Source organism: Pantoea sp. B65 (genome assembly GCF_047308185.1).
Taxonomy (GTDB): domain Bacteria; phylum Pseudomonadota; class Gammaproteobacteria; order Enterobacterales; family Enterobacteriaceae; genus Erwinia.
The window spans coordinates 79,495-96,355 of sequence record NZ_JAHXPU010000042.1; the positions used below are offsets into that span (position 1 = coordinate 79,495).

The 16,861-nt window shown below is 55.2% G+C and carries 16 protein-coding genes and 1 riboswitch; of the genes, 7 read left to right on the plus strand and 9 right to left on the minus strand.

Annotated features, from left to right (window positions below; all coding sequences use genetic code 11):
- Positions 1-6: 6 nt before the first annotated feature.
- Positions 7-1,266, minus strand: a complete 1,260-nt coding sequence (locus tag JWF83_RS21725; RefSeq protein WP_413652593.1) for a 4-aminobutyrate--2-oxoglutarate transaminase — start codon at positions 1,264-1,266, stop codon at positions 7-9.
- Positions 1,267-1,389: 123 nt separating this feature from the next.
- Here JWF83_RS21725 and JWF83_RS21730 point away from each other — a divergent pair, with 123 nt between their 5' ends.
- On the plus strand, positions 1,390-2,889 hold the full coding sequence (locus JWF83_RS21730; RefSeq protein ID WP_413652594.1) for a PLP-dependent aminotransferase family protein: 1,500 nt from the start codon (positions 1,390-1,392) through the stop codon (positions 2,887-2,889).
- A gap of 267 nt (positions 2,890-3,156) precedes the next feature.
- On the plus strand, positions 3,157-4,242 hold the full coding sequence (locus JWF83_RS21735; RefSeq protein WP_413652595.1) for an ABC transporter ATP-binding protein: 1,086 nt from the start codon (positions 3,157-3,159) through the stop codon (positions 4,240-4,242).
- Between the two features lie 124 nt (positions 4,243-4,366).
- On the opposite strand, the gene JWF83_RS21740 is transcribed toward JWF83_RS21735, so the two are convergent.
- The 7 genes from JWF83_RS21740 to JWF83_RS21770 form a co-directional block, all read right to left on the minus strand.
- The gene (locus JWF83_RS21740) at positions 4,367-5,299 is read right to left on the minus strand and encodes an ABC transporter substrate-binding protein (RefSeq protein WP_413652596.1); all 933 of its coding nucleotides are present in this window, start codon (positions 5,297-5,299) and stop codon (positions 4,367-4,369) included.
- A gap of 26 nt (positions 5,300-5,325) precedes the next feature.
- Positions 5,326-6,057 carry an ABC transporter permease gene (locus JWF83_RS21745; protein ID WP_413652597.1) on the minus strand — a complete coding sequence of 244 codons (732 nt, stop codon included), beginning with the start codon at positions 6,055-6,057 and terminating at the stop codon, positions 5,326-5,328.
- Complete coding sequence (locus tag JWF83_RS21750) at positions 6,054-6,791, minus strand: ABC transporter ATP-binding protein (RefSeq protein WP_413652598.1); 738 nt, start codon at positions 6,789-6,791, stop codon at positions 6,054-6,056. The genes JWF83_RS21745 and JWF83_RS21750 overlap by 4 nt, the downstream gene beginning before the upstream one ends.
- Positions 6,788-7,468 (minus strand): TenA family protein, encoded by a 681-nt coding sequence (locus JWF83_RS21755; RefSeq protein ID WP_413652599.1) that lies wholly within the window; start codon positions 7,466-7,468, stop codon positions 6,788-6,790. The genes JWF83_RS21750 and JWF83_RS21755 overlap by 4 nt, the downstream gene beginning before the upstream one ends.
- Before the next feature lie 116 nt (positions 7,469-7,584).
- A riboswitch (TPP riboswitch) is annotated at positions 7,585-7,687 on the minus strand.
- A gap of 611 nt (positions 7,688-8,298) precedes the next feature.
- On the minus strand, positions 8,299-8,952 hold the full coding sequence (gene dhaL, locus JWF83_RS21760) for a dihydroxyacetone kinase subunit DhaL (RefSeq protein WP_413652600.1): 654 nt from the start codon (positions 8,950-8,952) through the stop codon (positions 8,299-8,301).
- A gap of 2 nt (positions 8,953-8,954) precedes the next feature.
- Positions 8,955-9,956, minus strand: coding sequence for a dihydroxyacetone kinase subunit DhaK (locus JWF83_RS21765; protein WP_413652601.1), 1,002 nt, complete (start codon positions 9,954-9,956; stop codon positions 8,955-8,957).
- Positions 9,943-10,440, minus strand: coding sequence for an RpiB/LacA/LacB family sugar-phosphate isomerase (locus JWF83_RS21770; protein WP_413652602.1), 498 nt, complete (start codon positions 10,438-10,440; stop codon positions 9,943-9,945). Before JWF83_RS21770 ends, JWF83_RS21765 begins: the two co-directional genes overlap by 14 nt.
- A gap of 262 nt (positions 10,441-10,702) precedes the next feature.
- Between JWF83_RS21770 and JWF83_RS21775 the strand changes: the two genes are divergently transcribed.
- From JWF83_RS21775 to JWF83_RS21795, 5 genes are all read left to right on the plus strand, one after another.
- A complete protein-coding gene (locus JWF83_RS21775) occupies positions 10,703-11,254 on the plus strand; it encodes an SIS domain-containing protein (RefSeq protein ID WP_413652603.1) in 552 nt (183 codons plus the stop codon).
- Between the two features lie 254 nt (positions 11,255-11,508).
- Positions 11,509-12,459: a substrate-binding domain-containing protein gene (locus tag JWF83_RS21780; protein ID WP_413652604.1), complete on the plus strand. Its 951-nt coding sequence runs from the start codon at positions 11,509-11,511 to the stop codon at positions 12,457-12,459.
- Positions 12,460-12,495: 36 nt separating this feature from the next.
- The gene (locus JWF83_RS21785; RefSeq protein ID WP_413652605.1) at positions 12,496-14,004 is read left to right on the plus strand and encodes a sugar ABC transporter ATP-binding protein; all 1,509 of its coding nucleotides are present in this window, start codon (positions 12,496-12,498) and stop codon (positions 14,002-14,004) included.
- Positions 13,994-14,956 carry an ABC transporter permease gene (locus JWF83_RS21790; RefSeq protein ID WP_413652606.1) on the plus strand — a complete coding sequence of 321 codons (963 nt, stop codon included), beginning with the start codon at positions 13,994-13,996 and terminating at the stop codon, positions 14,954-14,956. The genes JWF83_RS21785 and JWF83_RS21790 overlap by 11 nt, the downstream gene beginning before the upstream one ends.
- Before the next feature lie 60 nt (positions 14,957-15,016).
- A complete protein-coding gene (locus JWF83_RS21795) occupies positions 15,017-15,901 on the plus strand; it encodes a sugar phosphate isomerase/epimerase family protein (RefSeq protein ID WP_413652607.1) in 885 nt (294 codons plus the stop codon).
- A gap of 38 nt (positions 15,902-15,939) precedes the next feature.
- Here the strand turns inward: JWF83_RS21795 and JWF83_RS21800 are convergent, their stop codons facing one another.
- A complete protein-coding gene (locus JWF83_RS21800; RefSeq protein ID WP_413652608.1) occupies positions 15,940-16,839 on the minus strand; it encodes a proline iminopeptidase-family hydrolase in 900 nt (299 codons plus the stop codon).
- Positions 16,840-16,861 lie beyond the last annotated feature (22 nt).

Consider the following 16,861-nt stretch of genomic DNA (forward strand, 5'->3'; position numbering starts at 1 on the left):
GCTTCCTCAGCTTTTCAGAATGGTTGCCAGACGGCTCAGACCTTCGCGGAACTGCTCCAGCGGAATGGTCAGTGGGTAGAGAAAGCGAATCACATTGCCGTGGGTGCCACAGGTCAGTAAAATCAAACCGGCGTCCAGCGCGCGTTTCTGCACACTGCGGGCGATTTCTGCCGACGGCTTACCGCTGAGGGGATCGTTAAATTCGACGGCCACCATGGAGCCGCGACCGCGGACGTCGGCGACCGCCGGGTTATGACAGCTTTTCACGCTTTCCATTAGTTCAGCGCCCAGCTGTATCGCACGTTCGCAGAGTTTCTCTTCGGCAATCACTTCCAGCACGGCGCAGGAAGCGGCGATAGCCACCGGGCTCCCGGCGTAAGTACCGCCCAGCCCGCCAGGCAGCGGCGCGTCCATCACTTCGGCGCGACCGGCAACCGCAGAGAGCGGGAAGCCGCCGCCGAGGCTTTTGGCCATGGTGACCAGATCGGGTTTGGCATCGTACCAGTCACTGGCGAACATTTTGCCGGTACGGGCGAAGCCGCTCTGGATCTCATCGGCAATCAGCAGAATGCCGTGCTGGTCGCAGAGTTTACGCAGGGCAGTAACAAATTCCGCCGGGGCGACGTTAAAACCACCTTCACCCTGGATCGGTTCGAACAGAATCGCCGCCACCTGTTGCGGGGCGATATCACAATGGAAAATATCATCAAGGCTTTGCAGCGCATCGTCGACGCTGACGCCCTGGTGCAGATTTGGATAGCGTGCATGGAACACCGAACCCGGGAACGGACCAAAGCCGGTTTTATACGGGGTGACTTTACCGGTCAGCGCCATGGTCAGCAGGGTACGGCCATGGAAGGCGCCGGTGAAGGTAATCACTCCCGGACGTCCGGTGGCCGCGCGGGCAATTTTCACCGCGTTCTCTACCGCTTCGGCGCCGGTGCTGAAGAAGGTGGTTTTCGCTTTACCGGCGACAGGCACCAGCGTGTTCAGACGTTCCGCCAGCGCAATATAATTTTCATACGGCAGCACCTGGAACGCGGTATGGGTAAAGCATTCCAGCTGTTCACGTACGGCGGCCATCACTTTCGGGTGGCGGTGGCCGGTGTTAAGTACGGCAATACCGGCGGTGAAATCGATATACTCCCGGCCATTCTGATCCCAGAGGGTGGCGTTTTCCGCTTTCACGGTAAAGAAATCACACATAACACCCACGCCGCGTGGCGTGGCATCGAGACGGCGTTGCTGAACTTCACTGATGCTCATAGGTTTACCTCACTAAATTCCCGGTGCGGTTATTCCGCGTTGATTCCATATGCTGCCCTTGCTTTTTAGCCTTCCGGCGGCTGTATTATCCAGAGCCAGTTTTAATTATTTCGAGGTACCAATTTGCGATCGTTACTTGGCGACCTGCTCGCCCACCGGTTAAGCCAGATGACAGGCGGCGCGCTTGGCAAGCGTTTGTACGATGCGCTTCAGAGCGCGATTCAGGAGGGCGCGATTGCGCCGGGGGCGCGGCTGCCGGCCTCGCGCGACCTTGCATCGGAGCTTTCCGTCTCGCGCAATACCGTGCTGGTGGCATACGAACAGCTGCAGTCGGAGGGCTATCTGCAGACCCGTACCGGAAGTGGTACCTTCGTCAGCGAAACGCTGCCGGACCTCTGTCCGCCGCCGGAAGAAGCGACGCGCCCGGCGGTAAATACCCCGTTCAGCCATCTGCGGCTGTCAAAACGCGGCAACTGGCTGCTGAGCCGCAGCGGCGTTGGCCCGTTTCAGTGGGGAGCGTTTATGCCTGGCGTCCCGGACGTCAGTCATGTGCCCCACGATATCTGGCGCAAGATCCAGTTGCGTCTCAGCCGCCGGATGCCGTTTGCCTCGCTGACCTACACGCCCCACGGCGGTTGTATCGAACTGCAGCAGGCGCTGGCGGAATATTTACGCGTGGTGCGCTCGGTGATCTGTACTCCTGACCAGATTGTGATCACCGCCGGTACCCATCAGTCGCTGGATTTGCTGGCGAAAATGCTTTGCGACTACGGCGACTCGGCGTGGATTGAGGAGCCGGGTTACTGGGGGATCCGCAATGTGCTGGCGGTAAACGGGGTAAAAATTATCCCGACGCCGGTGGACGACGGCGGTATGAATCCGCCGGTCCACAGTGACGAGTCGACGCCACCGCGGCTGATGTGCGTGACGCCATCGCACCAGTACCCACTGGGGGTGGTGATGAGTCTGGAGCGACGTCAGCGCCTGTTGAGCCTGGCGCGCGAGTGGGGCAGCTGGGTGGTGGAGGATGACTACGACAGTGAATTCCGCTTTGCCGACAGTCCGATCCCGGCGTTGCAGGGGCTGGCCACCGATGCGCCGGTAATCTATCTCGGCACCTTCAGCAAAACCCTCTATCCCGGGATCCGCATCAGCTACATGGTGCTGCCGAAGCGGCTGGCGCCGCGGATGAAAATGGCCCATTCCGAACTGTATCGCGGCGGCAATGGTCTGGTGCAGCTGACGCTGGCCGAGTTTATTCGGGAAGGTCACTACGCCGCCCATGTGCGCCGCATGCGCCAGCTCTACAGCCGCCGTCGTGCTGCACTGGTGGCGGTGATTACGCGCGAACTGGGCCCGCAATTTCTCAACCTGCAGAACAACGCCGGGCTGCATCTGGTGCTGGCGCTGCCGGATAACATCGACGATGTGGCGGTGAGTGCCGAGCTGGAACAGGTGGGGGTTCTGACGCGTCCGCTATCGGGTTATTACATGTCCGGCGCCCAGCGGCGCGGTCTGTTGCTGGGGTATGCCTGCGTTGACGAAGCGAAGATGGCGGAAACTTTTGCCCCGATTGCGCACTGCCTGAAACGGCATTTGCATCGTGACGGGGCAACGGCGTAACGCGCGTGACCGCCACAGGGCATTGCCTGATCCTGCTACCGAAATAACCATGTAATTTTTATGGTTATTTAAAAAAGACAATAGAAAACAATAGCCTGAGAAAATATTCTTCAGGCTTTTTTTTCGCATTTTTTGTCAGATGCTACTTGTTTCGACAAATTTTCGATGGTAATGCTAAAAAAAGGCCCGCCACCGGAAAGTTCGTTAAACCGGATCATGCAGGATTCATGCCGGGTTAATTGCGAACGCGTTTGATAAGAGAGTGCCATGAGAACATTTGTCAGTTTCCGCAATATCAAAAAGAGCTACGACGGCGACAAGCTGGTGGTTCGTAATCTTAATCTGGACGTGGCAGAGGGTGAATTTCTTACCCTGCTTGGGCCATCCGGCTCCGGTAAAACCACCAGTCTGATGATGCTGGCCGGGTTTGAAACCCCCACCGACGGGGAGATCTTGCTGCGCGATCAGCCACTGCATACGCTGCCGCCGCATCAGCGCGATATCGGCATGGTGTTTCAGAACTACGCGCTGTTTCCCCATATGACCGTGGCGCAGAATCTGGCGTTTCCGCTGAATATTCGCCGGATGAACAAATCCGATGTGCAGGAGCGGGTGAAACGGGTGCTGGATATGGTGAAACTGACCGATCTGGCAGACCGCTATCCGGCACAGATGTCCGGTGGTCAGCAGCAGCGCGTTGCCCTGGCGCGTGCGCTGGTATTCGAACCGAAACTGGTGCTGATGGATGAGCCGCTGGGGGCGCTGGATAAACAGCTGCGTGAACATATGCAGATGGAAATCAAACAGTTGCATGAAATGCTGAACCTGACCGTGGTGTATGTTACCCATGACCAGAGCGAAGCGATGACCATGTCCGACCGGGTGGCGGTGTTTAACGATGGCATGATCCAGCAGATGGACAGCCCGAACAAACTCTACGAAGAGCCAGACAACGCCTTTGTCGCCCAGTTTATCGGCGAAAATAACAGTCTGCTTGCCACCCAGGCGGGGATTTCCGGCGATTATTATCAGGTGAAACTGGACGACGGCACCCAGTTAAGCGCTCTGAAAGTGCGGCCAAGTTCACCGGGTAAAAAGATTCAGCTCAGCATCCGGCCGGAACGTATCAACGTCAATGCGCCGGAAGCGGGGCAGCAGCAGGTGCGTGCGCGTATCCAGCAATTTATCTACCTCGGCGATCATGTGCGGATGCTGACCGAAGTGGCCGGACAGGGTAATTTTATGGTGAAACTTACCCCGGCGAAAATCGACAGCCGCTGGCGCCCGGGGGATGAAGTGACGCTTTCCTGGCAGCCGCAGCATTTGCGCGCGCTGGATGTGATGATCCAGTAATCCGAATGTTTTTTGGTCCGTGCCGAATTTATAGCGCCTCTGCCGCCGTTTTGGCAGCGGATGCTGCTACGCAGGCATAACTGCCGGTCGCCGGGGGAATATCCCCCGGCTGCAGGGTACGCCATTACTTTATTTCAGTGGCGTATTCGCTGACCGGGGTGATTTTTTTAATCAGTTGATTCGCGAACAGGAACTGCTCATAGGCCTGGTAGCGCGCGCTATCCAGTTTTGCCGGGTTTGTGGCAAACAGCGGCAGGGTTTTTTGCCAGGCAAGTCGGTTTAGCGCGGTATTCAGCTCCGGATGGTTGCGGGCAAAGACGTCCCAGCCTGGTTGCGGATGAGCCAGCAGGTAGTCGGTGCCTTTCTGCAGCGCCGCGAGGAACTTTTTAATTTTCGGCTGGTTAACCTGATCCTTATTGGCGACGATAATCAGTTCATCGTAGGCCGGTACGCCATAATCCTCAACATTAAACACTACCGGTTTTTTACCCTGCAGCTCCAGCTCAACCGCTTCGATATTGCGATAGCCACCAATAATCGCATCCACCTGTCCTGCCAGCAACGCGCTGGTCAGCTGAAAATTCACATTAATCATCCTGACGTCCTGCAGGCTGCGCTTTTCATGCTGCAGCATCGTCCCAAGGGTCGCCTGCTCGATGCCGCTAACGGAAAAACCGACTTTTTTACCCCGCAGATCGGCTGGCGAAGCGATGTTGTTATCCAGCGCCATCACCGTATTCAGCGGCGTGTTTATCAGGGTGCCAACGCGCATTAACGGTAAGCCCTGATCGGCAAAAAAGTGCAGTTGCGGCTGATAGGTGATCGCCAGATCTGCCTGGCCAGCGGCGACAAGGCGTGGCGGCAGCGCCGGATCGGAAGGCGGCACAATATTGACCTCCAGACCTTCGGCTTTAAAGGCGCCGATCTGTTCGGCCACCATGATTGGCGCGTGATCCGGATTGATATACCAGTCGAGTACCAGGGTGATTTTTTCCGCAGCGCTGGCGTGAGCAGTCAGAACAGCGCCGAGCAGCAGTGCGGATAAGGATTTTTTCATGCGATAACCTTAAAGTTTTACCATTGTCAGCCGTTTTCAGGCGCCCAGTTAACCAGCCGGCGCACCAGCGCATCGACCGTTTTCCACAACAACAATGTCATCAGCACCAGGATAAATAGCGCGGCAAAACAGAGGTCGGTTTGCATACGTGCATTGGCGTTGAGCATCAGATACCCCAGCCCTTCCGCCGAGCCGACCCATTCACCGATAATCGCGCCAATCGGCGCGACGGCCGCAGCCATGCGCAACCCGGAGCCAAATGCCGGTAATGCCGCCATTAGCCTGACATGACGTAGCTGCGCCCAGCGGGAAGCGCCCATGGTGCGCGCCAGATCGAGATAATCGTTACTCACCTGACGCAGTCCGTCGAAGAAGCTGGATGCGACCGGGAAAAAGATCACCAGTACCGCCATTGCGATCTTGGCGCTGATGCCAAAGCCGAACCACAGCACCAGCAATGGCGCCAGCGCAAATACCGGTATCGCCTGGCTGGTGACCACCAGCGGCATCAGCCAGCGCTGCAGCCGGGGGGAAAAGATCATCGCCAGCGCCAGCAACGCACCGAGCAGTACCCCGGAGACCAGCCCGATTAACATCTCTGCGGCGGTGATCAGCGTGTGCCAGGCAAGAAAAGTTCGTCCATTCCACAGCGCCTTCGCTACTGCTGGCGGGGAAGGCAGCAGGAAAGCCGGGATCCCGCTCAGACTGATTAACCACCACAACAGAAGAAAGCCGCCAGCCAGCGTCAGCCCCTTCATTGCGCCGCCCTTACCAGCCGCTGCAAGAGTTCAGCCTGGCTGTGCAGCAGTTGAGGATCGTCTGGCGCGCGTGGAGGCTGGCCGGCAATGGTCAGCGTATCGGTAATCGTTGCCGGCTGGCCGGACAGCACCAGCAGGCGATGGCTCAGGCGACAGGCTTCCAGCGGATCGTGCGTAATCAGCAACACGGTATGCCGGGCCAGCAGCTCTGTCGCCAGCGCCTGGATCATGGTGCGGGTGATGGTATCAAGGGCGGAGAACGGCTCATCCATCAGCACTATCGGCTGGCGTTCATACAGGGTGCGAGCGATAGCCGCGCGCTGACGCATACCGCCAGACAGAGCGGCCGGCCGCAGCTGGCCTTTGCCGCCCAGGCCGACCCGCTCCAGCAGATGTTCCGCCCACGCGCGATCCCCCTTTTCCCCGCGCAGACGCGGGCCGAGAGTAATGTTTTCTATTACATTCAGCCATGGATACAGCAGATCATTCTGCCCCATCCAGGCGATACGCCCCGTCAGCGGCAGGCCATCGCTGCCGCTGACGGCGCCAGCGGTTGGCGGCGCCAGACCGGCAATAATCTTCAGCAAGCTGGTTTTGCCGACGCCACTGGCGCCTAACAGGGCAACAAAACTGCCGCCGTCGAGGGTGAAATTAAGCCGCTCAAAAATTAGCTGCTGCCCAAAATGCAGGGTTAAATCGCGCACCTGAATGCCGGGAGGAGAGGCGTGGGTCATTGGGCATTTAACCCCATCTGCCAGAAAGCGGCTTCAAGACGTGCGGCAGTGGTGAAAATCTCCGACAGCGCGTTAAAGCGGCTGCTTGCACCGCGTTGCTCACCGACACGCTCCAGCAGGTCAAGCGCTGCCTGCACCCCGTGCAGATAGTGCGCGTCGCCATAGTTATTGATCCACGCTGCATAAGGGTTACCGGCGATCACCGTCGTTGGCTGGTTGCGCAGGCGCAGGCCAATTTCGGCATAGCCCGCCACGCAGGGCAGCAGCGCCGCCAGCAGATCGAGGGCATCACCAGCGTGGCCGATATCCAGCACATAGCGCGTATAGTTGATGGTTTCCATCGCTTCCGGCTCGCTGGCCATCTGCGCTTCAGTCAGCCCCCAGCTGGCGCAGTAGCCCACATGCAATGGCAGTTCCGCCACGATGGCGCCGAGTGAGGCGGCAGCGGCGCGGATCTCTGGCAGGGTGCGCATTTTGTATACCAGCAGGGCGTAAGCGCGGGCGAAATGGATCAGGAACAGATAGTCCTGGGTCAGGTAGCGGCGGAAAGCGCTTTGCGGCAGCGTGCCACTGCCCAGCTGGCGGACAAAGGCGTGATCGATAAAGGCGTGCCAGTCAGCACCAGCCTGACGCCGCAACTGCCCGTACAGACCATGGTCAAAATGGATGTCGCTCATAAGCTTACCCCCTGAAGCACAGACAGGCGGGCCGGGCGATAAAGAATGGTGGTGGTAAACATGGGACCTCCAGTAAGTGAGTGGAGATCCGGGCGCGATAAGGTGTGAATGGCAAGTGCAGACTACCAACCCGTCCCTTCGCTGGCATGACCCAGATCAGGTTCAAAGGGTTCGGCTTACGCCATCTCAGCCCGTTACAGGACACCCCTCGGAGCAGATATTTATACGGTATTCATTTTTTGATTTCAATCACTCTGCTCAGATGACTGTGCGCTGCACTCTTTGCCAGTTGTTAGATTAATTGTAAATCTATCTAACAAATGGAGATCGCGATGACTGCTGCACAAGCAATCCGCGAGCGCATCGCTGCTCACCCTGCTAATAAGCCCTTTTCATCCCTCTGTTTTTGGGACGCGTGCATCTGTCGATTAGACACTGATGCGCCTGGCTCAGCGCGGAGATATCGAACGGCTGCGCAGGTTAGTCGATTTGGCGTCAGGCGTGCGCCGACTCCTGAGGTGATAGTCAGAACAATAGCGGAGACGGAAGGGGCAGTTACGGCATGTGACATCACGCAAACTGCCGCTGGCTGGATGGCTGATGCACTGATGGGGTATCAGCGAAATGAGTGTGCCTGAGCCTGAACAGGAGAAAATGCCTTACTTTGCTCTGGGATTAGATGAACAGGCTGAAATACTCAATAGTCTGGTACCCACGATGGGACGGCGAGCCGAGATTCTGGAAAAAGGCATATGGCTCTGTCTGGTTCCCGGTATTCTGTTCCATCTACCCGGTCGTAAACCGATGGCATTTAAGGGCGGGACGTTCCTTCACTCCCCCTTCGCTTGTGCATCAACACGTGAGGATTGACAGCCTTGCGCCATAAACCTGAGGATCAGCGCCATAGAGACGGCGCCGGGGTCGGGATGGCCGATGGCGCGTTCGCCGAGCGATTTTGCACGACCAAATGCCGCCACCATTTGTCTGGTCTCTTCACTGCCACGGTTGGCAGCCTCGGCTATTTTGTTTAACGCGTCGCCTAACGGTGCGGATTCCAGCGGTTGCGCAACACTGACCGCCGCGGCCAGTGCATCGACCATGGTTTTATCACCGGGCCTGGCGCCACCGCGTTTGCAGACCGCATCCAGCCCGTCACGAAGAAACCGCGCCAGCAGGGCGGAGGTCAGAACGGTTTCGCCGCTCAGACTTTTACCGCCAGCGCGGAACAGGGTGCCGAAAATGGCCCCGGATGCGCCGCCCATACTGGACATCAGTTCGCTGCCGACGCGGGTCAACAGCAGGCCAATATCGTCGCCGGGATCCTGCTGCGCCAGCAATTTGTCCACGGCGGTAAAACCACGCTGCATGCCAGTGCCATGATCGCCATCACCCACCGCCATATCCAACCGGGTAAGTTGCGCTTCGCTGGCGATCATATTACTGGCGACGAACCGCAACAGAGAGGAGAGTTCAGCGGCATTCATGCTTATTTTCTCCACGCAAAACTATTGCAGGGGGCGTCATAGAGTGATTTTAGCTCATCATCCAGCAGGAAAAAGGTAATCGAGTAGCCGGACATTTCTTGCGAGGTGCAATAGCTACCGACCAGCGTATCGTGAACGCGGATAGTACGCTGCGCCAGCAACTGATGAACTTTACGGGTGGCGACCAGCAGTTCGCTCATGGTTGCTGAGCCGAGATTATTCACCAGCAGGCAAATTTCATCACCGGCCAGCAGCGTCAGATCCAGGCAGAGACTCTCCACCAACTCGGTCACCAGTTGATCGGCGGGGACCATTTTCTGGCGGCAAATGCCGGGCTCACCGTGAATGCCGATGCCCAGTTCAAATTCATCATCTGCGATGTCGAAATTAAACTCCCCGGTTTGCGGTAATGAACAAGGAGATAGCGCCACGCCGATGGTGCGGGTGTGCTGATTGGCTTTTGTCGCCAGTCGGCAGATTTCATCCAGCTCCTGGCCCTGACGAGCGGCGGCGCCGGCAATTTTCAGCACCATCATATCGCCGGCCACCCCGCGTCTGTCTTGCCGGCGATCGGCAGGAGCCGAGGCGATATCATCATTGACCCGCACGCTACGCGTGACAATGCCGTCCTCTTCCAGCAATTCGGCTGCGATATCAAAGTTCATATTATCACCCGCGTAGTTGCCGTAGATAAAAAGCACCCCGTTGCCGGGGCTGGCGTTTTTTACCGTCGCCATAATGGCATCAGGCGGAGGGGAGGTGAAAATATCGCCCAGCACAGCGGCATCCGCCAGTCCATCCCCTACATATCCGGCGAACATCGGCTCATGTCCGCTGCCTCCGCCAGTCAATACCCGCACTCGATCATTGCGCAACCCGCAGCGCACCACGGCGCTGATTTCTGGGACCTTCTGTATATCGCCGCGACAGGCAGCGATGAGCCCTTCCAGTTGTTCCCGGCAGACATCAATGGGATTATTCAGCAATTTTTTAGGTTTTCTCATTCGCCTCTCCCGCCGGCGCCGCATTTTTTGCTTCCCCGGCGTTCTGATGAAATTGATGATCGTAATACTCAATACGTGCAACTTTCGCTGCCGATCCCCCTGCCTCAAATTCTGATGCCAGCCAGGACGTCAGGATGCTTTTTGCCAGCTCAGGGCCAATGACACGGGCGCCGAGGGTAATAATTTGCGCATCATTGCTTTTGCGCGCCCGTTCGGCGGAATAATTATCGTGGCAAAGGGCGGCACGGATACCCGGTACTTTATTGGCAGAGATGGACATACCGATACCGGTGCCACATAACAGGATGCCACGCTGATGTGCGCCGTTGACAATCTGTTGCGCCAGATGAACGGCAATATCCGGATATAAATTACCCGTATCGCTATAATCTTTGATCTCCAGTCCTTTATTACCCAGAAACTGCACCAGTATGTCTTTTAATTCTCTGGCAGCATCATCGCTGGCTATAGCAATAGATAACATGCTTCCTCCCGCAGGTTGAACGACACTGCTATGGCGAATTTTGTCTGAATTTATAAATAATTTCCCGGATTAAAAATTTGAGCAGCTTCGCAAAAAAAAGTGTTAACGATGGCAGGTACAATATCTGACACCTGAGTCGCATTATTTATCCCGATAAGTTTAATGTTAATTTAATTAATCTTTGCGTGAAGTTAATTATCCGCTGTAGTAATAAATGGTACGGTAAGTATCTTTTTTAGATAATTTAACAAGAGGCGAAACTATGAAAACGTTTTATCAACAGGCGCTGCGGGAACTGGCCGTTGTGCTGGAAAATATAGATGGGAATTCGGTGCTGCAGGGGCTGGAACTGATTCGACAGGCGCGACGCATTAGCCTTTATGGCGTCGGCCGCGAAGGACTACAGATAAAGGGATTCGCCATGCGTCTTTATCATCTGGGTTTTAACGTCTCAGTGGTCGGTGATATGACCACACCGCCGCTTGGTCAGGGTGATTTACTGATTGTCTCGGCCGGACCGGGTTGGTTTTCCACCGTCGATGCGCTGCTAATTACCGCCAGTCAGGCAGGAGCGGCAACGCTCTGCCTCACCGCCCAACCAGCGGGTGCGTGTGCACAGAAAGCTGACCGGGTGATTACGTTACAGGCGCAAACCATGGCCGATAAACAGGGCGCTGATCGTTCGGTATTGCCGTTAGGATCACTGTATGAAGGTGCGTTATATCTGTTGTTTGAAAGTATGATTGCCCTCTTACAGCAAAAACTGGCTATCTCTTCCGCCGTGATGTTCGCTAATCATACCAATCTTGAGTGAAAACATTAACAACATGATTCTGAATTAATCGCACCTGCAGCTTAGAATAATATTTATGTGAACCCAGACGCAGATTAAATCCGATCAAAGTGAGAAAACAAAACCAGGGGATAAAACTGTTTGTGTTTCTTTGTAGTGTATTGCTTATATGTATGCTTCTGGATATGGATTTTTATGGTTAATTTCAGATCCCCTCTGTTAATTGTTGGTCCTGTCTTTTTTTGCGAAAACTGCGTTATTATATGGAGTGGGCTATGAATAAATTTACCTTGGGTATTATGGCCGTTGTCGTTGCAATATTGCCGTTTGTCGCTTATTCACAGGATGAACAACCCGGTCTGATAAAGAAAGATAGCTATCGGTTTGTGATTATCCCTAAAGTTGTCCATCCATGGTTTGACAAAGTGAATAATGGCGCCAGGCAGGCGGCAAATGTTATTAAGGCTCAGACCGGTTCTGAGGTGCGAATTGTTTACAGTGCGCCGCAGCAGGCTGATGTGGTGTTACAAAATCAGATCCTTGAAAGTTCCATCGCCACGCGTCCTGATGGTATCGCCATCGATCTGCTGGACGAAAAAGGTAATCGGGCTTCACTGGAAGATGCGGTTAGCCAGGGGATCCCAGTGACAATATTTGACTCGGTGGCGCCTGCAGATATGAACCTGACCAGTATCGGCAATGATTTTTGCGAGCAGGCGCAAATCGCCTCCCGACGCCTGGTCGAACTGTTAAAAGGTCAGGGGGAGGTGGCGATTATGATGGGGGTTCCCAGTGCGCCGAACCATGCTATCCGGGCCAAATGCCATCAGGAAACCTTTGCTCAATCTTCCGGTATCAAAGTGGTTGCCACCGGTATCGACAACGATGATATCGAAACCGCGCAAAAACAGGCGGCCGCCATTATGCAGGCACATCCAAATCTCAGGGGGTGGGTGGCATCGGATGCGGCTGGCCCAATCGGTATTGGTCAGGCAATCAAAGAGGCGAATAAGGCAAATAAGGTGATTATGGTCGGTCTGGATGATTTACCGGAAATGTTGCAATTGATTCGCGACGGCGTAGCTGACAGTTCCTCGTCTACCAAGCCGGAAATGCAGGGGTACTGGGCGGTGATGGCCATGTGGCAGCAGGCGATAGGGATGACCACCCCAAAATATATCGATACCGGCATTGCCATCATCAACAAGGACAACGTTGGTAAATAATTCAGTCCCCCTCGGTTAGAGAGCGGAGAGCACAGCATGGCTATCCTGGAAGTTGAAAATCTGGGGCGCGAGTTTCCGGGCGTCACGGCATTGAATAACGTCAGTCTGGCATTTGAACTCGGACGAGTCCATATTCTTGCCGGGGAAAATGGCGCGGGTAAATCGACGCTGGTAAAACTGCTGACCGGTATCTATCTCCCAAGCCGCGGTACCATCAGGATCGATGGCCAGGATCCTTTGGTTAATCGCGCACTGTTCAACTATGTGGCATGGGTTCCGCAGGAGCTGAATCTGTTTCCTCATATGAGCGTCGCGGAGAATTTATTTATACCCTACGCGCGGTCGGGTTTCAGCGGCAGTTATATCGACTATCAGTCGCTTAACCTTGCGGCACAGCTTTACCTTGATACATTTTCCATCGAAGCGCGTCCGGATGAGCTGGTGCGCAATATCTCGATCTCCGATCAGCAACTGCTGCAAATTGCCCGAGCATCTACTAACAAGCAGATGAAGGTGCTGATCCTTGATGAACCCACCTCTTCATTAACCAGCAATGAAGTCGCGCGGGTGTTCCGGGTTATCGCTGACTTTAAAGCTCGCAACCACGCCATCCTGTTTATCTCCCATAAACTGGATGAACTTTTTGCCATTGGCGACGATTACACCGTTTTGCGTAATGGTGAAAAAATTGAAAGCGGCAAGATCAATGAAACCAGCGAATCCGGGCTGATTAAAGCGATGTCCGGCGCCGATATGAAAATCAATGCGCACTTTCGCCCGCGATCTGTTGCTGATCCGGCCAACGCGGCGACGATTATCACGGTTGAGCACCTTTGTGGACGGCGTTTCAACGACATCAGTTTCACACTAAAGCGCGGTGAGATAGTGGGATTTGCCGGGCTGGTCGGCGCTGGTCGCAGTGAAGTGATGCAAACTTTATTCGGTTATTTACCGGCGAGCGCTGGGCGTGTGTCGGTGAATGGCCGCAGATGGCGGCTGGGCAGCCCGCCTTTCTCGGTGAAAAACGGCATGCTCTATCTGTCGGAAGAGCGCAAACTTCACGGCATTTTGCCGATGCTGAGCGTAAGGGAAAACATCGGCATTGCCGTCATCAAACAAACGCTCTCATGGTCAGGGATCTCCGCCAGTAAAGAGAAGTCACTGGTGCGGGAAGTGATCAACGCCTATGACGTTAAAACTTCTGATATGGAAACCAGGATTGTCTTTCTTTCCGGCGGTAATCAGCAAAAAATTATTATCGGACGCGCCATGGCCACCAGGCCGGAGGTGTTGATCTTCGATGAACCGACCAAAGGGATTGACGTAATGACCAAAGTGGAAATTTATAAAATCATGAGGTCATTATGTGAGAGCGGTGTCGGCATTATCCTCGTTTCGTCGGAAATAGAGGAGTTATACAAATGTGCTAACCGCATTATCACCATGCATAACGGCACGATTACCGGTGATTTTCCTACCGCCACCACTGACAACGAAATACTACTCAGAGCGATTTTTGCGACGGAGGATCATCATGCCGCGTAGTGGTTTTTCAATTTTGCTGACGAATTCGCTGGTCGGAGTGTTGGTTGCACTGGTGATCATCGTTGTCCTGTCGTCGCTAATTTCGCCATATTTTCTCTCGTCCTATAATATGTCGGTAGTCGCGCGAACCCTGGCGTTTATCGGACTGATCAGCGTTGGGCAATCAATGCTGCTTATTCTTGGCGAGCTTGATCTTTCGCTGGGGATGATTGGCGGATTATGTGGCGTGAGCGCCGGGATGCTGATGGTGAATATCGGTATTCATCCCGCTGTCGCTTGCCTTATGGCGCTGGCGCTGGGCGCGTTGCTCGGTTTTATTAACGGTTTGCTGGTGGCCAAACTGTGGTTACATTCCCTGGTGCTGACCATCGGCACCGCAGGTATTTTCGGTGGCGCCAATTTAGTGCTGACCAGGGGCGTGGCGATCACCGGTATCCCATCCAACCTCCAGTATTTCGGTCGCGGGGATATTCTGGGTTTGCCGGTGCCTTTTGTCATCATGCTGGTGGTGCTGGCGATTGCCACTTTTATTACCCTCAAAACGCCGTTCGGACGCTATATGTATGCTATCGGCAATAACGCTGCGGCAGCGCGTATGCTCGGGATTAAAGTCGAGCGGATACGTATTCTGGTTTTTACCTGTGCCGGGTTCCTGGCAGCGCTGGCCGGTATTTTAATGGTTGCACGTCTCGGAACCGCCCAACCCTCTATTGGTGAAAGCTGGGTGCTGCCGCCGATTGCCGCGTCGGTTATCGGCGGTGTTGCCACCACCGGGGGCGTGGGTACGCCATTCGGCGCTATTATCGGCGCGACCATTATTGGCATTATCGAAAATATTATCGTGCTATTCGGCGTATCGCCGTATTGGCAGGGTATTGTCAGCGGCGTGCTGGTGGTGGTGGCCATCTCGTTCGACGCCATTTCACGGCGTTATATTCGTAGAGAAGAGTGATATGCCCCGGCGGTCTGCCAGCGCAATCCGCCTGAGAGGGGTATGAATGCGGAGGTACAGATGAAACTCGGATTAAATCTCTCTTTTGCCATCAAACGTTGGATTGGCGGTGAGCAGCTGGCGCACGTGATCAGGCAGGATCTTGATATGGATTGTGTTCAGTTTACCTGGGATTTAGTCGATCCCTGGTGGCCGGCGACAGCACGTAATGCCGTGGCGCGCGAGTATGCCAATGCCTTTCGCGCCGCAGGTATTACCATAGAAAGTACCTTCGGCGGGCTGGCGTCTTATTGTTACAACCATTTCCTCGCGCCCAGTGCGACCCTGCGCGATCTCGGCAAGGAACACCTCAGGCGTGCCATTGATATGACTGCTGAAATGGAGGTTGCGGCAACCGGTATGCCGTTGGGTTCTTATTCAGCGCAAGATGCGGTTGACCCGATGCGGCGCGAGGAGATCTATCAGCGGGCGCTGCAATCGCTGGTTGATGTTACCCGTTATGCCAAAATTCGCGGCCTGTCGACACTGCTGATTGAGCCGGTGCCGTTAACCACTGAGTTTCCGTCATCCGTCGAGGATGCGCTGCGTTTGATGACCGATCTTGATGGCGCAACAGATATTCCGGTGCGGTTGCTGGTGGACTGGGGCCATGCGCTGTTTAAACCCCTTTTCGGCGAACAGGCTAATATGGAGCACTGGATTAACCATTGTGGCGACTATATCTCTGCCTGGCATATCCAGCAAACGGATGGTTTGCTTGATCGACACTGGAGTTTTACCCAGCCCGGTATTGTCACCCCGCAGCGCCTCAGCGCATTCTGGCACCAGCAGCATTTAAGCGATCAAACGTATCTGCTGGAAATTATTTATCCGTTTGAACAAACCGATGACTTTGTGCTACGGGATATGCAGGAGGGGATCAAATTGCTGAGAAGCGTCGCCTGACGTTATATTCCCCGGTGCAATCACCGGGGCGGTGTAAGTTACGCGCCGGTTTTGCGCGCCAGAAAATCGGCTACGCATTGCATACAGGCGTCACGCTCTTCCACGTGTGGCATATGGCTGGAGTGTTCAAAAATAACCCATTCGGCGCCGTTGATATGGTCGGCGAAGGGCTGCACCACCTCGGGCGCCGCTTCGTCGTACCGGCCGGAGATCAGCAACACCGGTACCTGGATCGCCGGCAGACGCGCGATTACTGTCCACTGTTTCATACTGCCAATAACATGAAACTCGGTCGGGCCATTCATGGCGTGATACACCGTCGGATCGGCGTCCATGGCGGCAAATGTGCGTTGCACTTCTTCCGGCCATGGGTTGAGACGACAGACGTGGCGCTGATAGAACACCTGCGAAGCGGCTTTATATTCCGCGCTGTCAATCGTACCGGCGGTCTCATGGGCCAGCAGGGTTTCCTGTACCTGCGGCGGTAGCTCGCTGCGCAGACGCGCGGCGGCCTGCAACCAAAGTTCCATTGAAGCCGGTGAATTGGCGATGATCAGCGCCTTCAGGCCGGCTGGCGCGCTGACTGCATGTTCGGCCCCCAGCATACCGCCCCAGGATTGACCGAGCAGGGCATAGTTATCTTCGATAGCGAGATGGCGCAGCAGATTATCCAGCTCCGCCAGAAACAGCGCGGGTTGCCAAAAATCCGCTGGTTTATCCGCAAGATGAGTCGAGCGACCATTGCCAATCTGATCGTAATGGATCACCGCACGGCCGGTGGTGGCGATATCACGAAATGCATCGACGTAATCATGGGTGCAACCTGGTCCGCCGTGCGCCACCACCAGCGGTGTTATGCCGTTGTGCAGATCGCCGCAGATACGATACCAGGTCTGGTACGCGGCAAATGGCGCATAGCCTTCTGTGATGTTATACATTCTCGTTTCCCTGTCGGTGAAT

Bases quoted from the DNA above. Each gene is read 5' to 3' on its own strand.
- JWF83_RS21725 (WP_413652593.1), bottom strand. From the start codon at position 1,266: ATGAGCATCAGTGAAGTTCAGCAACGCCGTCTCGATGCCACGCCACGC.
- JWF83_RS21735 (WP_413652595.1), top strand. From the start codon at position 3,157: ATGAGAACATTTGTCAGTTTCCGCAATATCAAAAAGAGCTACGACGGC.
- JWF83_RS21740 (WP_413652596.1), bottom strand. From the start codon at position 5,299: ATGAAAAAATCCTTATCCGCACTGCTGCTCGGCGCTGTTCTGACTGCT.
- JWF83_RS21745 (WP_413652597.1), bottom strand. From the start codon at position 6,057: ATGAAGGGGCTGACGCTGGCTGGCGGCTTTCTTCTGTTGTGGTGGTTA.
- JWF83_RS21750 (WP_413652598.1), bottom strand. From the start codon at position 6,791: ATGACCCACGCCTCTCCTCCCGGCATTCAGGTGCGCGATTTAACCCTG.
- JWF83_RS21755 (WP_413652599.1), bottom strand. From the start codon at position 7,468: ATGAGCGACATCCATTTTGACCATGGTCTGTACGGGCAGTTGCGGCGT.
- dhaL (WP_413652600.1), bottom strand. From the start codon at position 8,952: ATGAATGCCGCTGAACTCTCCTCTCTGTTGCGGTTCGTCGCCAGTAAT.
- JWF83_RS21765 (WP_413652601.1), bottom strand. From the start codon at position 9,956: ATGAGAAAACCTAAAAAATTGCTGAATAATCCCATTGATGTCTGCCGG.
- JWF83_RS21770 (WP_413652602.1), bottom strand. From the start codon at position 10,440: ATGTTATCTATTGCTATAGCCAGCGATGATGCTGCCAGAGAATTAAAA.
- JWF83_RS21775 (WP_413652603.1), top strand. From the start codon at position 10,703: ATGAAAACGTTTTATCAACAGGCGCTGCGGGAACTGGCCGTTGTGCTG.
- JWF83_RS21780 (WP_413652604.1), top strand. From the start codon at position 11,509: ATGAATAAATTTACCTTGGGTATTATGGCCGTTGTCGTTGCAATATTG.
- JWF83_RS21785 (WP_413652605.1), top strand. From the start codon at position 12,496: ATGGCTATCCTGGAAGTTGAAAATCTGGGGCGCGAGTTTCCGGGCGTC.
- JWF83_RS21790 (WP_413652606.1), top strand. From the start codon at position 13,994: ATGCCGCGTAGTGGTTTTTCAATTTTGCTGACGAATTCGCTGGTCGGA.
- JWF83_RS21795 (WP_413652607.1), top strand. From the start codon at position 15,017: ATGAAACTCGGATTAAATCTCTCTTTTGCCATCAAACGTTGGATTGGC.
- JWF83_RS21800 (WP_413652608.1), bottom strand. From the start codon at position 16,839: ATGTATAACATCACAGAAGGCTATGCGCCATTTGCCGCGTACCAGACC.